The 23,546-nt window shown below is 30.1% G+C and carries 22 protein-coding genes and 2 pseudogenes; 5 read left to right on the top strand and 19 right to left on the bottom strand.

Annotated elements, in window-relative coordinates; all coding sequences use genetic code 11:
- Positions 1–10: 10 nt before the first annotated feature.
- Positions 11–151, top strand: a complete 141-nt coding sequence (locus HMPREF2576_RS12075; RefSeq protein ID WP_256313856.1) for a CDP-glycerol glycerophosphotransferase family protein — start codon at positions 11–13, stop codon at positions 149–151.
- 288 nt (positions 152–439) lie between these two features.
- On the opposite strand, the gene HMPREF2576_RS03345 is transcribed toward HMPREF2576_RS12075, so the two are convergent.
- The 11 genes and pseudogenes from HMPREF2576_RS03345 to HMPREF2576_RS03395 form a co-directional block, all read right to left on the bottom strand.
- The gene (locus HMPREF2576_RS03345; RefSeq protein ID WP_000776433.1) at positions 440–937 is read right to left on the bottom strand and encodes a GNAT family N-acetyltransferase; all 498 of its coding nucleotides are present in this window, start codon (positions 935–937) and stop codon (positions 440–442) included.
- 278 nt (positions 938–1,215) lie between these two features.
- Positions 1,216–1,437 carry a hypothetical protein gene (locus HMPREF2576_RS03350; protein WP_070856296.1) on the bottom strand — a complete coding sequence of 74 codons (222 nt, stop codon included), beginning with the start codon at positions 1,435–1,437 and terminating at the stop codon, positions 1,216–1,218.
- 13 nt (positions 1,438–1,450) lie between these two features.
- Positions 1,451–1,954: a DUF1643 domain-containing protein gene (locus HMPREF2576_RS03355; RefSeq protein ID WP_001092191.1), complete on the bottom strand. Its 504-nt coding sequence runs from the start codon at positions 1,952–1,954 to the stop codon at positions 1,451–1,453.
- 14 nt (positions 1,955–1,968) lie between these two features.
- Positions 1,969–2,280 (bottom strand): DUF960 family protein, encoded by a 312-nt coding sequence (locus HMPREF2576_RS03360; RefSeq protein ID WP_001166717.1) that lies wholly within the window; start codon positions 2,278–2,280, stop codon positions 1,969–1,971.
- Positions 2,281–2,366: 86 nt separating this feature from the next.
- Complete coding sequence (locus HMPREF2576_RS03365; RefSeq protein ID WP_000859152.1) at positions 2,367–2,717, bottom strand: SAUGI family uracil-DNA glycosylase inhibitor; 351 nt, start codon at positions 2,715–2,717, stop codon at positions 2,367–2,369.
- Positions 2,718–3,241: 524 nt separating this feature from the next.
- The gene (gene ccrB, locus HMPREF2576_RS03370) at positions 3,242–4,870 is read right to left on the bottom strand and encodes a cassette chromosome recombinase CcrB (protein ID WP_001186600.1); all 1,629 of its coding nucleotides are present in this window, start codon (positions 4,868–4,870) and stop codon (positions 3,242–3,244) included.
- 21 nt (positions 4,871–4,891) lie between these two features.
- A complete protein-coding gene (gene ccrA, locus HMPREF2576_RS03375; RefSeq protein ID WP_000815654.1) occupies positions 4,892–6,241 on the bottom strand; it encodes a cassette chromosome recombinase CcrA in 1,350 nt (449 codons plus the stop codon).
- Between the two features lie 233 nt (positions 6,242–6,474).
- Positions 6,475–8,262 (bottom strand): annotated as a pseudogene (gene cch1 / locus HMPREF2576_RS03380) (cassette chromosome replicative helicase).
- Positions 8,262–8,576: a cassette chromosome ssDNA-binding protein gene (gene ssb / locus HMPREF2576_RS03385; protein WP_001573626.1), complete on the bottom strand. Its 315-nt coding sequence runs from the start codon at positions 8,574–8,576 to the stop codon at positions 8,262–8,264. The pseudogene cch1 and the gene ssb overlap by 1 nt, the downstream one beginning before the upstream one ends.
- A gap of 280 nt (positions 8,577–8,856) precedes the next feature.
- Complete coding sequence (locus tag HMPREF2576_RS03390; RefSeq protein WP_031790038.1) at positions 8,857–10,416, bottom strand: hypothetical protein; 1,560 nt, start codon at positions 10,414–10,416, stop codon at positions 8,857–8,859.
- A gap of 385 nt (positions 10,417–10,801) precedes the next feature.
- On the bottom strand, positions 10,802–11,746 hold the full coding sequence (locus tag HMPREF2576_RS03395; RefSeq protein ID WP_048520175.1) for an ATP-binding protein: 945 nt from the start codon (positions 11,744–11,746) through the stop codon (positions 10,802–10,804).
- Positions 11,747–11,988: 242 nt separating this feature from the next.
- Here HMPREF2576_RS03395 and HMPREF2576_RS03400 point away from each other — a divergent pair, with 242 nt between their 5' ends.
- The 3 genes from HMPREF2576_RS03400 (at position 11,989) to HMPREF2576_RS03410 (ending at position 14,125) form a co-directional block, all read left to right on the top strand.
- On the top strand, positions 11,989–12,618 hold the full coding sequence (locus HMPREF2576_RS03400) for a hypothetical protein (protein WP_001053439.1): 630 nt from the start codon (positions 11,989–11,991) through the stop codon (positions 12,616–12,618).
- Between the two features lie 14 nt (positions 12,619–12,632).
- Positions 12,633–12,875: a hypothetical protein gene (locus tag HMPREF2576_RS03405; protein WP_000931963.1), complete on the top strand. Its 243-nt coding sequence runs from the start codon at positions 12,633–12,635 to the stop codon at positions 12,873–12,875.
- A gap of 398 nt (positions 12,876–13,273) precedes the next feature.
- Positions 13,274–14,125: an IS3 family transposase gene (locus HMPREF2576_RS03410; RefSeq protein ID WP_000832687.1), complete on the top strand. Its 852-nt coding sequence runs from the start codon at positions 13,274–13,276 to the stop codon at positions 14,123–14,125.
- Between the two features lie 99 nt (positions 14,126–14,224).
- Here the strand turns inward: HMPREF2576_RS03410 and arcC are convergent, their stop codons facing one another.
- The 6 genes from arcC to HMPREF2576_RS03440 all read right to left on the bottom strand — a co-directional run bounded on the left by arcC (position 14,225) and on the right by HMPREF2576_RS03440 (position 20,398).
- Positions 14,225–15,154 (bottom strand): carbamate kinase, encoded by a 930-nt coding sequence (arcC, locus tag HMPREF2576_RS03415; RefSeq protein WP_000036756.1) that lies wholly within the window; start codon positions 15,152–15,154, stop codon positions 14,225–14,227.
- A 19-nt stretch (positions 15,155–15,173) separates the two neighbouring features.
- Positions 15,174–16,172, bottom strand: coding sequence for an ornithine carbamoyltransferase (gene argF / locus HMPREF2576_RS03420; RefSeq protein WP_000793596.1), 999 nt, complete (start codon positions 16,170–16,172; stop codon positions 15,174–15,176).
- Between the two features lie 37 nt (positions 16,173–16,209).
- Positions 16,210–16,899: a Crp/Fnr family transcriptional regulator gene (locus HMPREF2576_RS03425; RefSeq protein ID WP_070856298.1), complete on the bottom strand. Its 690-nt coding sequence runs from the start codon at positions 16,897–16,899 to the stop codon at positions 16,210–16,212.
- A gap of 41 nt (positions 16,900–16,940) precedes the next feature.
- On the bottom strand, positions 16,941–18,362 hold the full coding sequence (arcD, locus tag HMPREF2576_RS03430) for an arginine-ornithine antiporter (RefSeq protein ID WP_000344142.1): 1,422 nt from the start codon (positions 18,360–18,362) through the stop codon (positions 16,941–16,943).
- A gap of 85 nt (positions 18,363–18,447) precedes the next feature.
- Positions 18,448–19,683, bottom strand: coding sequence for an arginine deiminase (gene arcA, locus HMPREF2576_RS03435; protein WP_000249804.1), 1,236 nt, complete (start codon positions 19,681–19,683; stop codon positions 18,448–18,450).
- A 268-nt stretch (positions 19,684–19,951) separates the two neighbouring features.
- Positions 19,952–20,398 (bottom strand): arginine repressor, encoded by a 447-nt coding sequence (locus HMPREF2576_RS03440; protein WP_000711815.1) that lies wholly within the window; start codon positions 20,396–20,398, stop codon positions 19,952–19,954.
- Positions 20,399–20,970: 572 nt separating this feature from the next.
- Here HMPREF2576_RS03440 and HMPREF2576_RS12425 point away from each other — a divergent pair.
- Positions 20,971–21,653 (top strand): annotated as a pseudogene (locus HMPREF2576_RS12425) (type I restriction enzyme endonuclease domain-containing protein); the annotation flags it as partial.
- A gap of 270 nt (positions 21,654–21,923) precedes the next feature.
- Here HMPREF2576_RS12425 and HMPREF2576_RS03445 read toward each other — a convergent pair.
- Together HMPREF2576_RS03445 and HMPREF2576_RS03450 are read right to left on the bottom strand one after the other, a co-directional pair.
- Entirely contained in the window at positions 21,924–22,355 is a 432-nt protein-coding gene (locus HMPREF2576_RS03445) for a universal stress protein (protein WP_000475804.1), read from the bottom strand.
- 872 nt (positions 22,356–23,227) lie between these two features.
- Positions 23,228–23,546: replication initiation protein (locus HMPREF2576_RS03450; RefSeq protein ID WP_239683016.1), on the bottom strand; the 319-nt coding region annotated here is incomplete at its 5' end.

The raw sequence follows: 23,546 nt of genomic DNA on the forward strand, positions 1-23,546 counted from the left end.
TATACTATAAATTCAACTTTGCAACAGAACCAAAAATATTGAGGTTATAAATAATAATTATAAAGAGAGATACGAATTATTTTATAATAAATTCTGTTTATTAGATGATGGAAAAGCAACAAAAAGAGTCGTTGAAAAGGTTATTAACTAATATTTTTAAATGAAAAAATAAATTAATAGAGCATCCCTTACCGCAAAGTGAAGGATGCTCTATTTTTGTTGAAATTAATATAAGCTTCATTCTGATAGATAATCATTAATAATTGTTTGCAAATCGTTATTAAGTACCGTTGTTACAGCGTCATCATCCATAAAATCCTCGTAGATTTTATCAAGAATTTATTCCTCTTACAGACATTCGCGAGAAGTCCGTTTTAATTTTATTAGAAGTAATTCAGGTTTGAACCTACCTAAATGAATATATGAGTTATCTTTTATACTACAAAATATATTCAGATTTCAATAATGACATAAAATAGGCATCTTTATATTTACCTTTAGTGTAGAATTGCTCTTTGAGTAATCCTTCTGTTTTAAATCCTTGTGACTCGTATATATGAATAGCTTTTTTGTTATCTGCATCAACATATAGATAGATCTTGTGCATATTTAAAATATTGAATGCATAAATTATCGCTTTTTCGAATGCGAATTTTGCATAACCTTTACCACTGAACTCAGGTTTAATAATTATTTGTATTTCACAATTACGATGGATGTAATTAATTTCTACTAATTCAACAATACCTACGACTTGATTTTCATCTTCAACAATAAAACGTCTTTCCGATTCATCTAATAAATGCTTATCAAATAAATGTTGAAGTTCCGTTAAGGATTCATAAGGCTCTTCAAACCAATAAGACATAATAGAATATTCATTATTTAATTCATGAACAAAAAGTAAATCACTATATTCTAATGCTCTTAGTTTCATAATTCCACTCCCAAAATTTTCATATATATTTGCATTATAAATATAAATAACGAATAAGTCATCATCACTGTGAACACTTTTTTTAACAATTCATCACATATTAATTCTCATTTTCTTATTATTCTCGATTTATTACTCTTACTATGAAATCTATAAAATTCTCATATTTGTTTATATTAAGAATAAATACGTCAATAGTAACAATAAAAAATAAATAATAGAGCATCCCTCACCGCTAAGTGAAGGATGCTCTATTTTTATTGTAAGTAGTATGATATTCATTTTAATAGATATTGGTTAATAATTGCATGTAAATCATTGTTAAGTACCGTTGTTATAGAATCATCATTCATAAAATCATCATAGATGCTATCAAGTATTTCCTCATCTTTAATTGCTGCGAAATGATGTACTAGTCCTTTTACAATTGAAATATTATTTTGCGATGCTAAGCAATTAGCAACCGTTCGCCAGTCTGATTGCGTGGTTTCATGGTTCATAGATAATCCTCCTTTATTTCAAAGTCCATTTTTGACGTGCTTTAGGGTTAAGTGGATGCATGATTTCATTGGTGGCTGGATTAATGAGTCGTTTCACTTTCTTTTTATGTGGTTTTAACAATTCCATCACTTGCTCAACACGTTTAACGACAACAGGCCGCTTCGCATAGGCGCCATAGGCTAGAATGACTGTGTCACTTTCGCTTATCGCTTTCATCAAGTGAATGTCTGTATGCTCATCGTATGGTTCTTTGATATGTTTAAGATTTTCGGGTGTTTTAATATTCGAAAATAGATTTACAAGATATACAGTGCCATATTGTTCAGAATTCGCTAATTGGTTGAGGATAAGAACAGTTGTGAGGTCGAGTGATAATACACCATCTAAATGGGGGTACATCGTTATTACTGTACATGCGGATTTCTTTTCATCCCAAGTTTTCTTGAGTAAGTATCGGTGTTGTTCATCATCGCTAAAAATGGCTTCTGTGTGTATCGTACTTTTGATTGTATTCATATTTGTTACTCCTTTTAATATTCTTCTGGCAAAAGCATTACATAATAAAAAGTGTCCACGTCATCTTCACGAATGACGTAGACTTTCTTAGGTAATGCGTTTTGATTTTTTTCATAGTTTGTATAGTGATATTCCAATTTGTATGCAGGTTGTTCTTGTTCATGTGTGATTGAGAGTATATTCTCATCTTCTTGCAGTCTAAAAATGTGTAGGTAATCTGTATGAGGTTGATTGTCCCGTTCTTTTACCATGTTCCAAAGTAAGATTTGAAGGTCTAGAGATAAGTGTTCACTAATGCCTCTTGTGATATATCGATTGATTTGCATACTATTTTCCTCCATTTTGCTTTTCTTTCATGATGTCAATCACTTCGTTAATGACTATAACAGATATTTGTGCGACTTTGATCCAATTATTCATGGTCATTCTCTCCTTGTTTTAGTAAATGACGTTCATCGATAATCGTATTTTTAGTATCTGTGAGGTATAGAAAGTCCATATCAAAATGGTTTAAGTACCCGACACTGATAAGTTGGTTGTTGGCATACATAAGAAATGGGTAGATACTTAGGTCATGTAGTTCATTGTTGTAGTAAGTGTAGGTTTCGAGTGTGAGATGAGTAAGGGGGGAACCATCAACAAAGCGTGGGGGTAGAATATTTTCTGCTACTTCATCTAGTACTTCACATTCCCATGATTCTTCGTTTGATAGTTGGAATAGACGAGTTATATATTGTTTGAGTTCTTGAGTAGTTGTTTTCATATCATTGCCTCCTAGATAGTGTGATAGTGATGTAGTTCATATACATCATTGAGATAATATATATTTGATTTGTCATTTATTACGGATCCCGTTGATAATATGAGGAAATTCCAATCAAAAACCCGTGATAAATGTTGGTGTAACAAGGAAATCCCGTAATCCCACTCATTTTGACGAACAATCAACTCATTATTTTATAAGTATTAATATGATCGTGTTGGGTCACTACTTCCTTATATATATTATTTATTAATAAAGAATAACGGGATTTTGGGATTGTGCATGCACAATCCTTCTGCTTCATCGAGTAAGCAAATCCCATTCAATTCCCGGTAAAAAATCATTGTGGGATGTTCTTTAGCAATTTCAATATAAGCATCGTATAGTTATGAAAAAATTACGACAATAACTGTTTCATTAGATAAGTGTTATTGAAATTGATAAAGAGCAATTCTTGAAAATAGTTAGATAAAATAAGCGAAAGAATATAGTGAAAATTATTGTTATAACAATGATTCTATTAGCTAAATAGTAAGATATAGTGTTTGGGGCAAAAATAAAGACGAAGTGCTGAGATGCACTTCGTCGAGTTGTTTATTATTGAAAAGTTGTTTAATGATTTCGTTATTAAGTTTGAGTGTGACATAGAATTGTTTTTTATGATTACCATCTTTTTTAATATCAATGCGATCAATCACTGATAGATACAATGCTTTGAGTCGAGATTTTTCTATGTGCTTAATATCATGAAAGATGTGTTGTAATAGTTTACTGATTTCTTTGGCATCAAATAAAGTCTTATCTTCATTTTGTTGATTTTTGAGTTGGTTGATTTGATACGTAATGTCATTGAGTTGCTTTTCATATTTTTGAATACTTGGTCTGATTACTGATGTTAAGTCCGGATTATCCTCGATGGTTTTAATCAAGTTATTTAGTTTGATTTGTACTTCATCATATTGTTGTTGCTTATAAGCGATATCGTGATGAAGTGACGCACAATCAACTTGATTTTCTTGGTTAACACGTGCTACAACACGTTCAATGATTTTATCACTTTTGACTATTTCGAGTATTTGCTTCATCACATAATCTTCAATCACATTAGCTCTTACACTGTTTGCCGAACATACTTTGGAACCCTTGTTCCGAAAATTACTACATGAATAGTAACGAATACGTTTCTTGGTCCCGTCTTTAAGTGTATTCGTGGTATTGCTTGCTGCCATAGGTGCGCCACATTGAGGACAGTGAATAATGCCTGTAAGCAGATTCGTTCCTTTGCCATGGACTTGGGGTTTTTGACTGACTTGTTTTTTACGCATTTGTACTTTATCCCATAAATCTTGATTAATAATGGGGGAATGCTTACCTTCAGCTATCACTGGTTTATCATTCAGCCCTTTACGACGTTTTTCACTCCAATCTTTGTATTTCGCAAATTGAATTTTGCCGATATAGAATGGGTTAGCTAATATATATGTGATAGAACTAATACTAAAAGGTTTACCCTTTTTAGTGACATAGCCTTTGTGATTTAATGCATTGGCTATTTTACGATAGCCATGTCCTTTGGCATAGGACTCGAATATATATTTCACAATATTAGCTTCATGTTGATTAATCATCAGTTCATGTTTACTATTAGGTATTTTGTCATAGCCCAGCGGCAAGTTACCTTGATAATAGCCTTCTTGGGCACGTCTCGTTTGACCCATAAATACATTCTCGACAATGTTATTACGTTCGAATTCTGAGAAACTCGCAAGTATTTGTAACATGAGTTTACCAGAAGAAGTATTGACTTCCATACGCTCTGACAAACTGAAAAATTCGACATTTTGTTTGTGTAAATCTTCGACAATTTTGAGAAGATCAGATGTATTACGAGCTAATCGGTTTGTTTTGTAGACCATAACACAGTCGATATAGCCATCTTTCGCATCCTTCAATATACGTTGGAGCTCAGGTCGATTCATAGATTTACCTGAAATACCACGGTCAGCGTATATATCTTTAACTTCAAAATGATGGAAGTCACAGTATTCTTTGATTTGATTGATTTGTCCGTCGATACTATAACCTTCTGTGCTTTGCATTTCTGTTGAAACACGTACATAGATACCGACACGTTTTGTTTTAAGTTGTTGCATTATGTTTCATCCTTTCTTCATTTATGCAATTGACGATTGCGTTGTTTGATTGACGATGTTTAAGGGTTCATTTTTGAAATAGATACCCATTAGTGTTTTACTTTTTGTGATAAGAATTTCATCAATGTAGGGATACAGCATGTTTAACGTGAAACGTTTTTGAATAATATTTTGAATGGTGTTTTGTATTTGATGCCCATTGATAGATGTAGTGCGTTGCGGTTGTTGACGTAATGATTGCGTTTGTTCTCTGAACGTTTCTGCATCAATGATGCCTTGTGCCAACTTTTCTATCAGTTGTTTTTGAGTCAATGTGTGATGTTTTTCTATGTTTCTTTGTCTTTTGATGCGTTTGTCAATCGCACTTTTAATTTTTGTGTAGATGCGTTGATTTTGATAAAAGTCTCGGCACACTTCTAATACTTTATCTTCAAGTGTTTGTGCATTGATGCCTTTAAAATCACAGACAAAGCGTGAAGCATTCATGTTTTTAGGACAGACGTAGTAACGTAATGTATGATTCTTTTTTCTAATGGTCATATTTGTAAGTGTTGCATTACAACATGGGCATTTGATTTTTTGTTTGAGTTGATTATCCGAAGGTGTCTGTTTGGTTTGTTTTTGCAATCGAAGTCTCTGCGCTTGCTCATATATACTTGTGGAAACAATAGAAGGAAACATATTGTCGAATTGACCATATTGATTGTTGACACGACCACAATAATTAGGATTGATAATAATGTTACGAACTTGATAGGGTTGTCGATTGATATACGTGTTATCTTCTTCTAATAACTGTGCAATTTTCTTATAACCATGACCTTTAATGTAATAATTGAATACAGCCTTTACCGTTGGTGACTCATTTTGATTGATGATGAATGTTCCGTTGTGATATTCGTAACCAAAGGGCGCATGGGTTGTAATCAATCGACCTTGCTTTGCTTTTTCTTGAAGCCCATTTCTGACTTGTTCTCCAATGTTATCTGATTCAAGTTCGGCCAAGCTGATAAAAATATTAAGCTTGAATCGGTCGAAAGCTTGATCCATATCAAAATAACCATCATGCACACTTAAGATATGAACACGATATGTTTGACATAATTTGATGAGTTTTAATGCATTTTTCAAATTACGATGCAACCTATTAAGACGATAACAGCATAATATGTCACACTGTCCTTGTTGAATTAATTGTGTTATTTGTCGATACCCACTACGATTATCTTTGCGTCCTGATTGTTTGTCGCTATAAAAGTTGATATGTTGAATATGATGTTTTTCGGTTATTGCTTCGATAGCTTGTTTCTGTGCTGCAAGAGATTGTTGTTTCATCGTACTTTGACGTAAATAGCCTATGACTTGTTTCATATCGGCTCCTCCTTTCACAGTGATAATATATATTTATGGATGAATTGATATATAAGCCCAACATCAATGAGATGTTGGGCGTCCATATTAGTCATTCGTTTGATTGATTTCTTCAATTACCAAATCGGCTAATATCTCGATAAGTTCATCCATGTTTTTCACTCCGTTATTTGTTCTATCTTCAATACGTCGATTATTCAGTTTGATGCTTCACAGTTGTATGATAAAGACAATTAGAAATCTTCGTGAACTCCTGAAAGGCCTATACCTTCATTAGCGGATTTAAAAAGTTCTTTCGCAGCTTTGTTATCATTTGACGGTGTCCAATTTTGAAGTAACGACTTATCTTTAGTTAATCCGAGGATAGATGCAAACTCTACATCTAATTTTAGATGGTAAAATACAAGTGATTGTTTTTTACCGCTATTATCTTTGACACTTCTTTTAGTTGTTTGGCGTCCACGGTCAGCTAATATGAAACCTTTATCTCTTAAGGCGTTGACAACATTATTAACATCTTGAAATTGATGATTGTTTAGCATCTGTTTAAAAACGTTCGCAATCATTTTTACTTCGATATGGTCATCTTTTAATGAGATTAATCCATAGTTCTCAAACATATTTTTCAAAGCACCTTCATCTGAAAACTTACCTCTGTTTTGTGCCACAAATTGAATGATGACATCAATAGCTTTATCAGCTAATGAGCGTTCAGAGACTGTATGAGTATGATAATCAATAAAGTAGTCTCTTATATTAGCGATATCAATATCTGTAGATAAAACACGACCTAATATTTTCGCAGATGTTGTAATGACTGCATAACGCTTAAACATACGAATACCTGTATTGTTTGTTTCATCTTTCAATTTAGCTTCAAACCAATCTACTTCCTTGTAAAACTATTGAATAACTTCATCTTCACGATTTATAAGATATTTAGCTACTAACGGTAAAACATGACCATAGTTTAGTGCTACAGCTTTTTTAATATTGTCAGCATTGGTCGCATTTGTAGTGAATTGTTCATTAATCTCGATGGTTCTTACACGTAATCCATCGTTTTGAGCTGAATCATTAAAAATACTGTATTCTGATGTTGAAATGACAGAAGTACCCCAATTCTTAGGCGTTTTAACTTCTCCATGAACGTTTGAACGTTGACGACCTTGACCTTCAGCGATGGAATATAACAAACCCGTGGTATCTCTAAGTGTCGTAGATGAAAGCTCATCAAATACTATAGGAACGCCATAATTGTTACTCAAATAACCTTCAAGTGCGTTACGTGTGGCATTCCAACTTCTAAAAAGAGTTTCATTACCTTTAGTAGGGTTACCAGCGACTGATACAGCTAAAGCAGCTGCGGTTGACTTACCGGTTGAGGATTGACCTGTAAAACTAAAGAGAATTCCTGCAAATTCGATTTCATGTTTATGCTTCAGAAAACTTGTCACTAAGGCAGAAATCCCAAATATGACTGCCAATTCTAAAAGAAGATGACCTTTAACCTCGTCAATATACATGTTAAACCAATTATCAAATGTACCTTTAGGAGTTAAGTCATAAGCACTATCTACAATAGGGTATGAAGGTGAGGACTGATTAAATTGAATAGATTTGAGAACTTTATCTAGCGATATCAAGTAGCCAAAAGGTGTCTCTAGTATACCTACACCCTCATATAATTCAGAAAGTGGTAATCTATCTCGCATCAATTGCAAGGCATAACTCAATGATCTAATATACTTCTCGTTAACACTGTAGCCATATTTAATTAAAGAAGGTAAGTTTCGTGTTGTTAAGATATCAGACTCAAAAATGTCTTTTTTACAATTGTTGTTAGTAATAATCAACTTTTCAACACCAGTAATTGGATCAGAAAATCTTGCATTAACAATAATAGGGCTAGCCATTCTAACCACTTTTTCACTGTCACCATCTTTTTTAGGTGGTATCGTTTCTTTCCAACCGAAGGAATCTAAAGCAAATGGGCCAATTTCAAACAATGTGTAACTCATTAGCAATCACCTCCTTTCGAAGGGTTGCTGTTATTGTATAGAGTTGGCCCTGTTTTACGGTAAACTAAGTGTCCATTTGACTTACGATTGTGTATAATAACATTTGCATCTGGACACTTTTTTACCCAATAACTATAACGACGTCCAGCTTCTCTTTGGTCGTTAGTTGGAATTTGAATATTTTCAAATTCAGGTGTCTTCAGTATTTCAATCTTTAAATCATTAAACTCGTACTCTACATTTGGCTGGATATACTTAGTAAGAGTCTTTGCAGCTTCATATAGCATATTTTGCTTATAAGACTTTTTTCTCACTTTATTTCAACTTCCTTTCATAGCTTTCAAAGCTTTTAAAATTTACGATGATGTAATTCACTGTCGTTCTATGTTCAAATCATATAACGAAGCTAGTCATATGACGATTTAATTTTTCACATTGTTAGTTTAAGAAAAGAAGAGAAACAAATAGCGCAAACACTACGTTGAAGAAGTGTTTGCGCTAAGAAAAGTATATAGGTAATATTACGTGAAATTTGGAATCCTTTTTACTGATATAACAGTCAATTGCAATGATAATAAAAAAGTTACACATTACCTATTTTTGACGAGAACTTATTATTTTTAGTTGATAGATATCCAAGAAATTAATGTCGTCGAATAAAGAGAATGTACTGTTGGAATGTATATACCTTATGGATTCCAGACTATTAGATAAATTCCTCTGCTGAGAATAATGTAGAGATTTAGGCGTGTTAATGTTGTTAGCAGTTTCTATATCTTTGAATTTAAATCCCTCAATTGTATTATATAAGGAATCGTTGAATTTAAATATGTCGAAATGTTTGTTTTTAGTGTAACTACTAAACATTTTCGTTTTTACAAGATTCCGAATATAGTTTGTAAGTGTTCTCAAATCGTTGAAGCCTTTAAAGTAATATATGTAAAAATCTTTGAAAACTTGATGTAAGGGATAGTAAGATGGATTGATTTCAAAATGAAATACTAAATTACTGTCATATTTATAATCTTCAGGTGAAAATTTATTTAAATCCCTAATACAATCGTCTTTCATCATGATTAAGTGTTTAGGAATAAAGTCTGAGAGTAGTTCTACTACCTCAGAAAAATCTTTATTAATGTTGTTTTTATCTATATTAGAAGTAAGTAATATATCAATTATTTTATCTGATGGTGTATGTTTTGTTAATTTTTCTGGCAAATAGAATTGAGATAAGACATGTTGGCTATGTTTTAATAATAGCCAATAATTATTGGTAGGTACCGTACGGTTTATCATACAATAAGTAATGATTAACAATGTGTCATTGAATGTATAAAAAGATTCATTAAAATTATGATCTTTTTCTTTCTTAACGTGCTTCAATAAATTAGAAACATCTTTATTCAACTCTTTTTCAGTAGGTAATTCAATTTGAGATTTAGAATCAGAGTAACTTTTCATAGATGCATAATAGCTTTTCATAATATCCTTTCGCTTAAATTTGATATCTTTAAAAGACTTTTTATTTGGATTGAATCGACTAGAATCGGCTAAATATTCAGTAAGTTTGCTTAATTTGACACTTTCATATTTATTATATATTTCATCGATGTTTTTATTAACATGTTCTAACTGTTTTAGTTTTGCTTCAATCGATTCCATCTTATTTTCAATAGGTTTTAAATTAAAGCGCTTTTTTAATGGTCTTGAATGTGTACCAAAGGCTTTAGCTACATTCAAATTTTTACTTTCTTTTTCACTTATTTGAATTAAATCATCTTTGTATAGACAGTATTTCAAATAAGAGGTAACACGTTCATTTTTAATAAAACGCGATATAATTTCCTCTTTAATCTCGTCAAATTGTTCGTTGAGCAGTTCTTTATGGTATTTATACTTTAAAAAATCGTATAAAGCGTCAAATAATCGATTAAGTATTAATACGGAACCAGCATATGTACCATACTGTTTAATTACCTTATTAAAATCTTCCTTTATTTCAATCCTCATTCTACTAGTAACAAAAGGTGCACTTATCATTCTGTTTGAGTTAATTAATATTTCTTCTTCAAATTTTAAATGTTCAGAAGCCATATTAAAAAATTGAACCACTGATTTAATTAACTGCATTTCGTTATTTTTAAATTTAAACATTGATATTACCCCCTTAGTTAATTAATCAAAAATTAACAAGAAATGATATGGTATTATCTATCTTATTAATATCTATACGAGTATGTATTAGGCATAATTAAAAATATTCATAATTTTTATATTAAATAGATGTTATTTTACTTTTTATCAATGAATAAGTCATTAAATATGAATGTATTAGTAACTGAAAAAGGAAGTACTATCACATCGGAAAACGGAAATTGATAAATATAAGATTACTTTACAATATAGGGAAGCTAAATGTTATTAATCGTAATACACTCAATATTAAATAGTATTAACACTGCTATTTAGTAAGTTAAATTAATAAATAAATTTAACTATTAAAAATAAATCTGATTAATATAAGTTGATTCGATTTAAATCATAATTTTAACGATTTAGATCTTTTGGACGCAACTTTTTTAGTATCATCTTTTTGCTGAGCAATTTTTTCTCCTTCTGCTACTATATTGTCAATAAGCTCCTTTGTATTTAGATTGACTTTAGGAATTTGAAATTTCATTTTAATTGCAGTACCCGGAAAATTAAATCTATTTTGTGTGAAATTTTTGTTTTGAGGTGTAAGTTCATACAACAAATTGTTCGATAAAATAACAAATTCACCATTAAGATTTTTACAAATATTTGAAACAATATATAAACCGAATCCACTATTTTGATAATAATCACTTTCATAGCTTCTTATTTCATAATCAGAAGTAGTGAATCCAGGAGTCATAACTTTTTGTAGTAACTCTTCATCACTTTTCGTTGGGTATTTTTTTTTAGTATTTGTTACAATGCCCACACCGTAATCGACAATTGCTGCTTCTATTTCAAAGTAATCTATATGATCCCATTTTTGAACGCATATCCAACTTTTAGAGCATTCTGAGTGCTCGGGTATATTTCTAAGTATTTCAGATAGAGCGTAATTTAATAATTCAGTTAAGGTTTCATCGTCACTGACTATGTCTGAGATATTTTTAGCAGTAATTTCTACTACGTTATTTCGATTTCTAATGTAATTTTTTAAGTCTTGTCTTAGTATTGGATAATAATTATCTTTTATGTTTATAGTAGTTCCTTCTAAACCATTAAGCCATTCAAAAAAATTCATATGTTCAGCATATGAGTTTACACTATTTTTAAATGGATTTTTAGCAATTTTATGAACATTAATTCCTTGCTCATAAATAAATGAAGCAGGTAAAATCAAAGCGAACGGATTTACAAAATCCATATTAATTTTAAATTCGTCTATTTCACTTGGCTCTTGATCTAATAAGGTGTAAAAATTTTGAAAATCATCATATCTAAATTTCAACGATATACTTCCTCTTTTATAATTTTAAATAAATTGTAACATAAATTAAAATCATAAATATATAGTGTGGAAGTTAAGATGTTTATTAAGTTAAATGAAAGTAAAAAAACAAAACCGCATCGTTAAATGATACGCAGAAGCGTATCATAAGTGATGGTAAAAAATATGAGTAAGTAGATGAAGAGTGAAAATCAGATTAATTAATAATAATGTATCAAATTTAAATAAAGGGGTTTTTAAGTATGAATTTAAGAGGTCATGAAAATAGACTTAAATTTCATGCGAAATATGATGTGACACCTATATCACATTTAAAATTATTAGAAGGTCAAAAGAAAGACGGTGAAGGCGGCATACTGACAGATAGCTATTACTGTTTTTCATACAGCTTAAAAGGTAATTCTAAAAAAGTTTTAGGTACGTTTAATTGTGGTTATCATATTGCTGAAGATTTACTAAAATTATCAAATCAAGATAAATTACCTTTATTTAACCCGTTTAAAGTAATTAATGAAGGTAATCAATTGCAGGGCGTAACGAATAAAGGTAATTTAAATATTAATAGGCAAAGAAAACAGTATAATGAAGTGGCTTTACAGCTTTCAAATGCTATTAATTTAATCATAATTTGTTATGAGGATAATATTAAAGAACCACTTTCAACGATAAAATACGAAACCGATAAATATTATTATAGTGAACCATATGATAGTAAAATAAAAGCAGTAAATACTATTATAGGTAATTTGTTTGATAAGAAATTAGTTGAGAAGATATCTGAAATTAATGTAAATCAGAAAATTAGAAAATTTGATTTTTCATTACTCACTAATAAAATTAAAAAATATAAGATACAAAATAATTTTGAATAAGTGGATGTAAGCAAATGTTAAATATAGAAGTTAGTATTAAGGATACTCAAGATATTATAAATTATTTTATTGAATGTGACGTTAATGATAACTATTATGAAAGTGAGCAAAGAAGCAGTCTCGGAAAGTTAGCTTTAGAATTGGACAAAGTAAGTAATCAGTTAAACAATGAAAATATTGAAGATATGAAAAAGATAATTGAAAAAGTAGCAGAAGCAAATAGAGTTATCGCTAAATCTTCTTTAAGAAAAAATTGAGTGTTTTAGTAAGATGATTGAAGTTGATAATAAAATCTACTAATCAAAAGAAATTTTAAATATATATTGAGTTAAAACTTGAAAAACTTATGTCTAAATGAAGAAACATCGCTTATACAGGGTATCGCATATTTTGCCTTAAGTTCAAAACTGTCAAACCTATAAATCCTCAAAGCCCCCCCTTTAAGTTCAAATACTATACATATAATAGAATCACAACGAAAAGCACGTCATAACTGTACTGTTTATTCTGTACAGTAGGTATTAAACTATTAAATAAGTATAAAATTAAACGAAAGCCAAGCAATAATGTAGACTGACCCCAATTAGTGGGAATTATATAAAAACACTTTCGTTGAATTCATATTAAAATGAATCATACGGAGGCGTTTTTTTCTATGAAAAGAGTTTCTTATTCAGTAGAAACAAAGTATAAAGCAGTTGAAATGAAAGCAGCAGGATTTTCAAAAAAAGAAATTATGAAAGAATTAAATATTAGAAATAGAACACAAGTGAAAACTTGGTGGCGATGGTATCGAAATGGGGAAAGTTATAGATTTTTACAACATGTTGGTAAACAATATACCTACGGTTATCGTAAGATTACAGCATTGATTAATCAATGTTATACATCACCAATTAATCATAAGAGAGTACAGAGAATAATGCAGAAGCATCATTTAAACTGCCGAGTTAGACCTAAAAAGACGACAAGAATAGGTAAACCGTATTATAAAACGGACAATTTATTACAAAGACAATTTAAAGCGAGTTGTCCAATGGAAGTATTAACAACCGATATTACTTATTTACCATTTGGTCATTCTATGTTGTATTTATCTTCGATAATGGATATTTATAACGGAGAAATTGTGGCGTATAAAATAGATGATAAACAAGACCAAAGTTTAGTTAATGATACATTAAATCAAATCGATATACCTGAGAGTTGTATATTACATAGTGATCAAGGCAGCGTTTATACATCTTATGCTTATTATCAATTGTGCGAAGAAAAAGGCATTATCAGAAGTATGTCCCGAAAGGGAACACCTGCCGATAACGCCCCGATAGAAAGTTTCCATTCCTCGCTAAAGTCTGAAACTTTTTACATCAATAATGAGCTTAATCGCTCTAATCATATTGTAATAGATATTGTCGAAAAGTACATTAAAAACTATAATAATAATCGAATTCAACAAAAACTAGGCTACTTATCCTCTGTAAAATACAGAGAATTAATAGCCTAGAACATGGTGTTTTTATTAAGTTCCCGTTTTAAGGGTTCAGTGCCCTAGGATTATAGGCTCTTTTGTTTATAAAGGTAATTGAACTAAAGTATTATAATTTCAATTCTTAATTAATGTTCCTATTTTACCGTCTAAAGCGTCCCCTAATCCTGCTAGAGATGTAATCAAAACACTGCCTTTAGTATTTTTTTCAAGAAATTGAAGTGCAGCTTCAACTTTTGGGAGCATACTTCCTTTAGCAAATTGACCATCAGAGATATGTTTTTTCATTTCATCCACAGACACTTCATCGAGACCTCTTTGGTTTTCTTTTCCATAGTTAATGTAAACATGGTCCACAGCAGTTAATATGATTAATTGATCAGATTGTAAATGTGCTGCTAATAAAGCACTCGTTTTATCTTTATCAATAACTGCATCAACACCTGTATAAACTTCATTTTCCTTAATTACTGGAATTCCACCACCGCCGGCAGCGATAACTAGTGTTCCATGAGTGATTAATGTTTCTATACTATCTAACTCAACTATACTTATAGGTTGTGGGGAAGGGACAACGCGACGATAGCCGCGTCCAGAATCTTCTACAAAAGTATAACCTTTTTCTTTCGTAAATTTATCAGCCTGCTCTTTTGTATAAAATAATCCAATTGGTTTAGTAGGGTTATTGAAAGCAGAATCATCGCTTGCAACTTGAACTTGTGTTACTAGCGTAACAACTTCTTTATCTATGCCCATTGAATGAAGTTCGTTTTGTAAACTTTCTTGCATCTGATAGCCAATATAAGCTTGACTCATAGCACCACATTCAGGGAAAGGAAAAGGAGGACCTTGTTTGTGTTCCGCCGCATAATTTAAACCTAAGTTAATACTTCCAACTTGTGGACCATTACCATGACTAATTACAATTTCGTATCCTTTATCGATTAAACTTACTAGAGATTTAGATGTACTTTTTAATAAATCTAATTGTTCTTTAGGCGATTGTCCTAAAGCGTTACCACCCAAAGCTACGACGATTTTAGACATATTTATATCCTCCTTTCATTTACTCTCCTAATGTTGCTACCATGACTGCTTTTATTGTATGTGCTCTATTTTCTGCTTCTTGGAAAACAACTGATTGTTCACTTTCAAATACTTCATTTGTTACTTCCATTTCAGTTAGACCATATTTTTCTTGAATTTGTTTACCGATTATTGTTTCAGTATCATGGAATGATGGTAAGCAATGTTCAAAAATTGTATGTGGATTACCTGTTTTTTTCATTAATTCTTTAGTTACACGGTATGGTTCTAATAATTTGATACGTTTTTCCCAAACTTCATCAGGTTCACCCATAGATACCCAAACATCTGTGTAAATTACATCAGATCCTTTGACACCTTCATCAATATCGTCAGTTATAAGGATTTCACCACCGTTTTTGTCAGCTATATCATTACAACGATTTAATAATTCATCAGTTGGATTTAGTTCTTTAGGACATACAAGATGGAAAGTCATGCCCATGATTGCTGCTCCTTGCATTAAGGCATTTGCAACGTTATTACGTCCATCTCCAACATATGTGAAGTTAATTTCATTATATGGTTTTTTCAATACTTCTTTAGCTGTTAAAAAATCAGCAAGTACTTGTGTAGGATGATCTTCATCTGTTAAACCATTCCATACGGGAACGCCAGAATATTTTGCCAAATCCTCAACTACTCTTTGTGAGAATCCACGATATTCTATGCCATCATACATTCCACCTAAAACACGAGCAGTATCTTTGGTAGACTCTTTTTTACCCATTTGAGAACCTGTTGGCCCAAGGTATGTTACATGTGCACCTTGATCATAAGCCGCTGTTTCAAATGCACATCGAGTGCGTGTTGAATCTTTTTCAAAAAGTAGAGCGATATTTTTACCTTTCATTTTTTGTTGTTCTATTCCTGCATATTTTGCGCGTTTAAGATCTTCAGATAAATTAAGTAAAAATTCCATTTCTTTTTGTGTGAAGTCTAACAAAGTTAAAAAGTTTCTATTTCTTAAATTTTTCATTTTGAATATCTCCTTTTCAATTAATATTTTATTCATGTTATTTTTTTATAATCCAATTTCTTTTATCTTGATATATAATATTTTCTATTTTTAATTCTCTGATTATTTCACCAGTAGTTTTTCTGTTAAGTCCAGATAAATTACTTATTAATTGAACAGTCATAATTTGTTTTAATTCATAGAATTCTCCATTATCATCCCCAATTGAAAGGCATAAAATTTGTAGTATTCTTTCAATTCTTTCTTTAGCTGAATTAGCTCTTAACGCCATAATATATTCTACTTGAAATTGAATAGTCTCATTAAGTTTCTTGAAGAGACTTTCAAATATTTCATTATGCTTTCTACATAAATACTCAAGTAAATCTTTCGGTAAAGTTAATATTTTACAATCTGTCAAAGCTGTACATATTTCATATGGTGCAGGGGTTTCATTAAATATGAAGTTCATTGGAAATATATTTTCGTCTTTACTTAATCTTAAATAATTGTCACCAGTAATATTAGAAGATTCATGTAAAATACAACCATTTACTAAAAAGTATACAAATTTTATTTGATCAGTTGAATGATATATGACTTGTCCTTTTTTATATTGATAAAGTATTAAATCCTCTTTATAAGGTCTAACAATACTAACAGGAATATTTAAGTATGATGCTAATTGTTTAAGATTATTATCAAATTCATATTCTGAATTTTTAATATAAATATTTTCTTCATACATAACTATAAACCCCTTAAAAATTACTTAGTTTAAATCATAACTTAAAATACAGAAATATTACCTGTAATCAAACGAACTATTCCTATTATTGCAAGTACAATGATGAATATGAATAACGTATAATCCAATTTTGTCAAATGTTTGTTATTATCCCTTTGTACGTAGCTGTATACGAGTAATCCAGGTATATATAACAACATCGTTAATAGTAAATAATCTAATCCAGCTGCATAAACCAACCAAATTGTGTAAATAGATGCAATAATTCCTATTATCCATTGTTTTAAATTAGCTTTAGATTTATTTTGAATAGTATATTTAACCTGGTAAAAAGCACTGAGTGTATATGGAATTAAGATTGCACTTGATGCAAGTGAAAACGCAAACTGATAGGCACTATCTGTAAACAACATACTAATTAAAAATAACTGAACTAATATATTAGTAATAATTAAAGCGTTGACCGGAGCTTTATTCTTATTTTCTTTAGCAAACCATTTCGGGAAAAGTCCATCTTTAGCTACAATGAATGGTAATTCACCAGCTAGTAATGTCCATCCTAACCAAGCTCCTAAAACAGAGATAATTAAGCCTATATTAACTAACACTGAACCCCAATGACCTACAATATGTTCTAATACTTGTGCCATTGATGGATTAGCAAGTTTTGAAATTTGGTTCTGCTGAATGACACCTTGGGCTAGTACAGTCATTAAGAAATAAATGACTAGCACAGAAATCAAACCAATAACGGTAGCAGTTCCTACATCTTTTTTAGACTTTGCACGTCCAGAAAAGACAACGGCTCCTTCAATCCCTGTGAATACCCATACAGTTACTAACATAGTACTTTTTACTTGTGCCATTGTATCTCCCCAACTAAAAACGCCAACACTTCCACTAGTCATACCATAAAAACCGGATTTAAAAGTACTGAAGTTGAATACAACTATCATGCATATAATAACTAGAAATATAGGTATTAATTTAGCTACTGTAACAATACTATTTATAAACGCTGCAGTTTCTACACCTCTAAGTATTAAAAAATGTACACCCCATAATAAAATTGATGCTATGATAATACTTGGAAGTGTGTTACCTCCTTTAAATATAGGGAAAAAGTTACCCACAGCTGACATTAATAGGGTTGCATAAGCCACATTACCTAGAAATGCTGCAAACCAATATCCCCAAGCACTTGAAAAACCAATAAAATCTCCAAACCCTGTTTGAGCATAACTATAAATTCCTCCATCAAGATCTGGTCGCTCATTTGTTAAATTTTGAAATACGAAAGCAAGAGAAATCATACCAATAGCAGTTATTATCCAACCGATAATTATTGCAAGTCCACCAGCTTGGCCACCCATATCTGAGATGATATTGAATGCACCACCGCCTATCATAGAGCCTATGACTAAACCAATTAAGGAAGTTTTACCTAATTTATTTTCATCCATATTAATCTCCCCTAATAAAGGTGGTAAAAATCTTGTTATTTGATTTAATGAATGAATTACTTGTGACTTTTACCACCTTTCAAATTTAAATATCTTCTCTAAATAACGGCTGACTCATACATCTTGGGCCTCCGCGTCCACGTACAAGTTCACTACCAGTAATTTCAATCACTTTAATTCCTTTGTCGCGTAAAAGTTGGTTTGATACATAGTTGCGATCGTATGTCACCACAACCCCTGGTCGAATACATAATGTGTTTGAGCCATCATTCCATTGTTCACGTGCACCATCAATAACGTCGCCATTACCTGTTGGAATAAAGTCCACTTTTTCTACTTCTAAAACTTCAGCAAGTGTTTCACGTAACTTGCTAGAACGAGTAATTTTTATATCGTCCTTACCATCATTTTGTTCTATGGTAAATATATTCATATTATTTTCTTCTTTAAATATTGCTGCATGTACTGTAAACTTATCGTAGTCAATCATAGTTAGTACTGTATCTAGGTGCATAAATGTACGTGTATTAGGTATTTCAATAGCTACGATTTTTTTAAAACTTGTGTTTGCATCTTTGAAAATATTACGTGCTAACTTTTCTATTGCTTGAGCTGATGTACGTTCTGATATACCAATAGCTAAAACATCTTTCGATAATACTAATTCATCTCCACCTTCAATATTAAATGGTGAGTTACGATCTAACCATACTGGTACATCTTTATCTTTAAATCTTGGATGATGTTTCAGTATATATGTCATAAAAATAGATTCTCTACGTCGTGCTCTCCAATACATTCTGTTAATTGTCATTCCTCTACCAATTGAAGCTTGGGGATCTCTTGTAAAATAAAGGTTGGGCATTGGATCTAAGTAAAATGGATATCTATCATCCATATATTCTACTAAATGAGTTGTTTCAAGTTGAATTTCTTCTTTACGTACGCCAGCCATGATTTTATTTACAAGTTCTTGGTCAGATAACTTTGAAAAGAATTCTTTAATTTCAGTTTCATGACCTAATATTGTCTTTTTAGATTCTGTTAATATATCGTTTATGAAGTTCTCGCGTACTTCTGGCTCAGTAATAGATTCTGCTGCAAGTTTTTCTAAATAAACTACTTCGATTCCTTCATCTCTCAAAGTTTGAGCAAATTTGTCATGCTCTTCTTGTGCAACTTTTAAGTAGGGAATATCATCGAATAATAAACCACTTAAATGATCAGGTACTAAATTTTCTAATTCTTTTCCTGGTCTTTTTAACAACACAGTTTTCAATTTGCCTATTTCACTATTTACTTGAATGGGTCCTTGTACCATTTCAAATTCCTCCTTTGCTTTATTACATTCACATTATAAAACGCTTTCAAAAAACATCGTGTGATTTAATTCACAATTGTTTAGGGAGGGTTTTCACATATATAGATTTATTCAATGCAAAATTTTGTATGAATATGTATTTTGTACTATATAATAGTGAATAATTTGAAAAATCTCATTGTTAAAACCTTATCTTATTCAAACAAAAAGATTTTTTACTCATTTTTTTGTATTAGTAATCATTCCTATTAATATAATCATTTAATTTTTAAGGGAATAATTGATAACAAACAAATTCTGCTATTTCATTTGAAGAAGTCAAAATCATCAAAGTATCGTTACCTCCAATAGTTCCTAATATTTCTTTCATTTGTAATTGATCTATGTAATAACTTATACTTTGAGCAAAGCCAGGAGATGTTTTTATTAAGACATAGTTATTTAGCGTTATAAATTCAATAATCTCATCACTAAATATTTCTAATTGTTTTTTTGCACTTAATTGATTTGTTTGATTTATTTTCTTGTAAATATACTTTTTATTTTCAACAGGGATTTTGTAAATTTCTAATTCTTGTAAGTCACGAGAAATAGTTGTCAAGCTATAGTAAACTCCAAAATGTCTTGCCATGTAATCCACTATTTGTTGTTTTTTATTAAACTGATTCTGTTGTATAACAGTTAAGATAAGATTTAAACGTTTTTCTTTTTTCATTTTTATTAACCCCTTTATTATTTTTGATTATGAAATAGATTTTAAATAACTGTATAAAAATCACTTATAAATATCAATTTACAAATAATTTTGAAATAGTGGATGCTTTAATTATAAGTAGATTATTTTACGCTTAAAAGGAGAGATTAATTAGAATAGATTATAGTTATCATAATTATAAAATCAAAATTTTAAGTAACATTAATGAAATATAATAAAAATAATTTGCGTAATAATAGCGAAATGTGTAAATTGTAAATGTCAGGTAATAACAAAACATGTTAGGTGAGAATGTCTTACAGTTACATTTACTATGTATAAATAAAATAATAACATTAATAGTGAGAGTTAGGTAATAACCACAATATCTCATAAAAGAAGTTTGGAAAAAGGCATTGAAATAAAAAGTAGTTTATAAGTTGAAGATATTTAGGTATGTATTAGAGCGCTTTATAAATAAATAGGTTTATACATAGAATTACAAAAATAATATAAAAAATAGAATCTAATACATGATAAAGAAAGGGTTAAAATAATCTAGTTCAACTTTTGGATTAGTGGTTGTATTTTAACTTGATACAGACTATTCTATTTTTTTTCTAAATAATGTGATTCAAGATATGCTATATCATCTTGATTAATCTAAATTTAATTCAGAGAAAAAGTCTGAACGTTATTATAATTATACGATTTCAAATACGATGGATTATGTGATTAGTTTAGGTGAAGATGAACGTCAACGTTTTATTAAAACGGTCACAGAATGAGGAAAAGCCTTTGCGCTTTGTGATACAGAACCGAAAGCGCAAAAGCTCAATGATGAAATTGTCTTCTTTAAAGCCGTTAAAGCAGGACTTGTTAAATTGTTACAACCATCAAAAGAAGGAAAAATATATAAGACACTTGCTAAAGTTGAAGCAGAGATTAATCATCTTGTGTCACAATCTGTGGTTACGGAAGAGGTAAAGAATTAGGGTTAAATTCTGACAAAATTGATTTTTACGATACTTTAATCTCACATGAAACAGAAAAAGAAGTTATAGGTGATAAAAATCTTAGAGCAATTGCCCATGAATTAACAAAAATTGTGAAAGAAAATATGACTGTAGATTGTGATAAGAAATCAAGTAGTAGAGTTAATAAGAGGAGATCAGTAAAAAGATTATTGAAGAAATACGGATATCCATCTGACTTAGAAACAATAGCAATCAATCAAGTGGTTGAACAAGCAGAGATGATGGCTAGTAATCAGTAAGAAAAACTAATAAAACATACTAAGATTAGCTATGAAAAAATCTATCGTCATAGATTTCTTCATAGCTAATCTTAGTATGTTTTTAGAAAAGAAAATTAGTGAAAAAACTTTACTTATCATTTATTAGTTCGGTGTGCTCATATCACATCATAATATAAGCTATTATGCCGAGAAAATTTTAATAAAAAAATAAAAAAAACCTAAATACTCTCTCGATTTGTGAGAAAGTATTTAGGCTTTTTGAATTAATAAATTTCTTACTTCTTATGTTTATTTAACAATTAGTACTGGGACAGAACTTCTTTTAGCAATCTTATGTGTAACATCTCCTAAAACATGTTTAATATTCAAATCGACTCTATGATTACTCATAATTACTAAATCAAATTCACCATTATTTATATCTCCAGAAGTAATTTTTTCTAAGATTGTATCTTTAATATGCCCAAAATCTACATCTATTTTATATTGAATATCTCTTTTTTCTAATTCACGTAAAAATGGAGTGAGTTTTTTTTCTTTTTCTCTAATAATATCTTCTTTATGCTTATTATAATATTTGACACTAATTGCAAGATCATTTTCTGTTACAACGTGATAAATTACAACAACTGAATCTTCATCGATGACTTTTTCTAAATAGTCAGGGATAGCACTAAAATCATTTTCGAAATCATAGGGTAATAATATATTTTTGAACATCTACACCAGCCTCCTATTACTTATATACCCTGAATATATATGCTTATTCTGATTCTGTTGCAAAGTAAAAAATATAGCTAACCACTATTTGAAATTTTAAGATATTTTTTTAGAGCATTTAGAGATATTTATAGAATAATAAACAGGTTAAAAAGTAATAGGATTTGGATAAAAAAATCAATCCTATTTATAGGATTGACGTCGACTAAAGCCTATGAAATCAACAAAAATAATAGTATTCAGACAATTTAAAGTGGTCTTGTAACAATTGTAAATAGTATGCAATATTAGAGGTTATAGTATCGATCAATTCTTATTTAATATTAACTATAAGTATTGTTATATCAGCGTTTATAATAATTTTAAAAAGAGCATGTAATCAAGGCGAGCATAAGATAATCCTTCAGCTATGCTGAATACCACTTAAGGTGGTACTGGATTTCCTTATGCTCATGCAAAATCCTATTTTGTTTGTAATATTTCAAAAAGTAAAACATACATTGTTAAAAAATAGGTTATTCTTTTCTTCACTTTTTACTTTAATTTCTTATTTTTATTTCCAAAATAGTCATTGTTAATAAAAATTATAGTACCCTTATTTGCAATTTTGAGATACTTTTTAGAGCATTTAGGGGTGTTTTATATATTATTTATTTAATGGCTCTTAAAAGACAAATATGAACTAAATTTAAAAATCAGAAAGACAAAACAAAATTTTTTGCTTAACCAGTGTCGAATTTTTTAGACACTGCCCATCTATATGCAAATTAAAAATTGGCATAAAATAGCTTAAAAATTTATCAACTTTTTAGTTCCTGCAGGGGCAATTTCTTTCAAAAAAACGCTAGCTTTTTGCTAACGTTTAAGAAAATTTATTTTTCTTCTTCAATTTCATCAATCATTTGATGATTGATTTCTTGTTCTTCACTTTCTGTTAAATCAAAAATTTCACTCGCTAAATACTCTTTTTTATTCCAAGTATAAAAAATTTGATAAATATATTCGGTCGGATCAACTTCTTTTAAGTAATCTAATTCTCCATTTTTTAATTTCTTTCTTGCGTCTTTAAATAGTCCAAAATAAACAAGAACTTGTTTTCCTTTTAACGCTTTATAAAATGCATCGAACACTTTTTGATTAATTAAATAGTCGTTATCCGGTTCTGTTGCAAAGTTGAATTTATAGTATAAT

It is taken from the genome of Staphylococcus sp. HMSC063F05 (assembly GCF_001837075.1).
Lineage (GTDB): Bacteria > Bacillota > Bacilli > Staphylococcales > Staphylococcaceae > Staphylococcus > Staphylococcus epidermidis.

Coding starts and splice junctions, on each gene's coding strand:
- HMPREF2576_RS03405 (WP_000931963.1), top strand. CDS start 12,633: ATGTTAAATATAGAAGTTAGTATTAAGGATACTCAAGATATTATAAAT.
- HMPREF2576_RS03440 (WP_000711815.1), bottom strand. CDS start 20,398: ATGAAAAAAGAAAAACGTTTAAATCTTATCTTAACTGTTATACAACAG.
- arcA (WP_000249804.1), bottom strand. CDS start 19,683: ATGGTACAAGGACCCATTCAAGTAAATAGTGAAATAGGCAAATTGAAA.
- arcC (WP_000036756.1), bottom strand. CDS start 15,154: ATGTCTAAAATCGTCGTAGCTTTGGGTGGTAACGCTTTAGGACAATCG.
- HMPREF2576_RS03400 (WP_001053439.1), top strand. CDS start 11,989: ATGAATTTAAGAGGTCATGAAAATAGACTTAAATTTCATGCGAAATAT.
- HMPREF2576_RS03365 (WP_000859152.1), bottom strand. CDS start 2,717: ATGAAAACAACTACTCAAGAACTCAAACAATATATAACTCGTCTATTC.
- HMPREF2576_RS03345 (WP_000776433.1), bottom strand. CDS start 937: ATGAAACTAAGAGCATTAGAATATAGTGATTTACTTTTTGTTCATGAA.
- ccrB (WP_001186600.1), bottom strand. CDS start 4,870: ATGCAACAACTTAAAACAAAACGTGTCGGTATCTATGTACGTGTTTCA.
- HMPREF2576_RS03350 (WP_070856296.1), bottom strand. CDS start 1,437: ATGAACCATGAAACCACGCAATCAGACTGGCGAACGGTTGCTAATTGC.
- HMPREF2576_RS03425 (WP_070856298.1), bottom strand. CDS start 16,899: ATGTATGAAGAAAATATTTATATTAAAAATTCAGAATATGAATTTGAT.
- HMPREF2576_RS03360 (WP_001166717.1), bottom strand. CDS start 2,280: ATGCAAATCAATCGATATATCACAAGAGGCATTAGTGAACACTTATCT.
- argF (WP_000793596.1), bottom strand. CDS start 16,172: ATGAAAAATTTAAGAAATAGAAACTTTTTAACTTTGTTAGACTTCACA.
- HMPREF2576_RS03390 (WP_031790038.1), bottom strand. CDS start 10,416: ATGTTTAAATTTAAAAATAACGAAATGCAGTTAATTAAATCAGTGGTT.
- arcD (WP_000344142.1), bottom strand. CDS start 18,362: ATGGATGAAAATAAATTAGGTAAAACTTCCTTAATTGGTTTAGTCATA.
- HMPREF2576_RS03445 (WP_000475804.1), bottom strand. CDS start 22,355: ATGTTCAAAAATATATTATTACCCTATGATTTCGAAAATGATTTTAGT.
- HMPREF2576_RS03410 (WP_000832687.1), top strand. CDS start 13,274: ATGAAAAGAGTTTCTTATTCAGTAGAAACAAAGTATAAAGCAGTTGAA.
- HMPREF2576_RS03355 (WP_001092191.1), bottom strand. CDS start 1,954: ATGAATACAATCAAAAGTACGATACACACAGAAGCCATTTTTAGCGAT.
- ccrA (WP_000815654.1), bottom strand. CDS start 6,241: ATGAAACAAGTCATAGGCTATTTACGTCAAAGTACGATGAAACAACAA.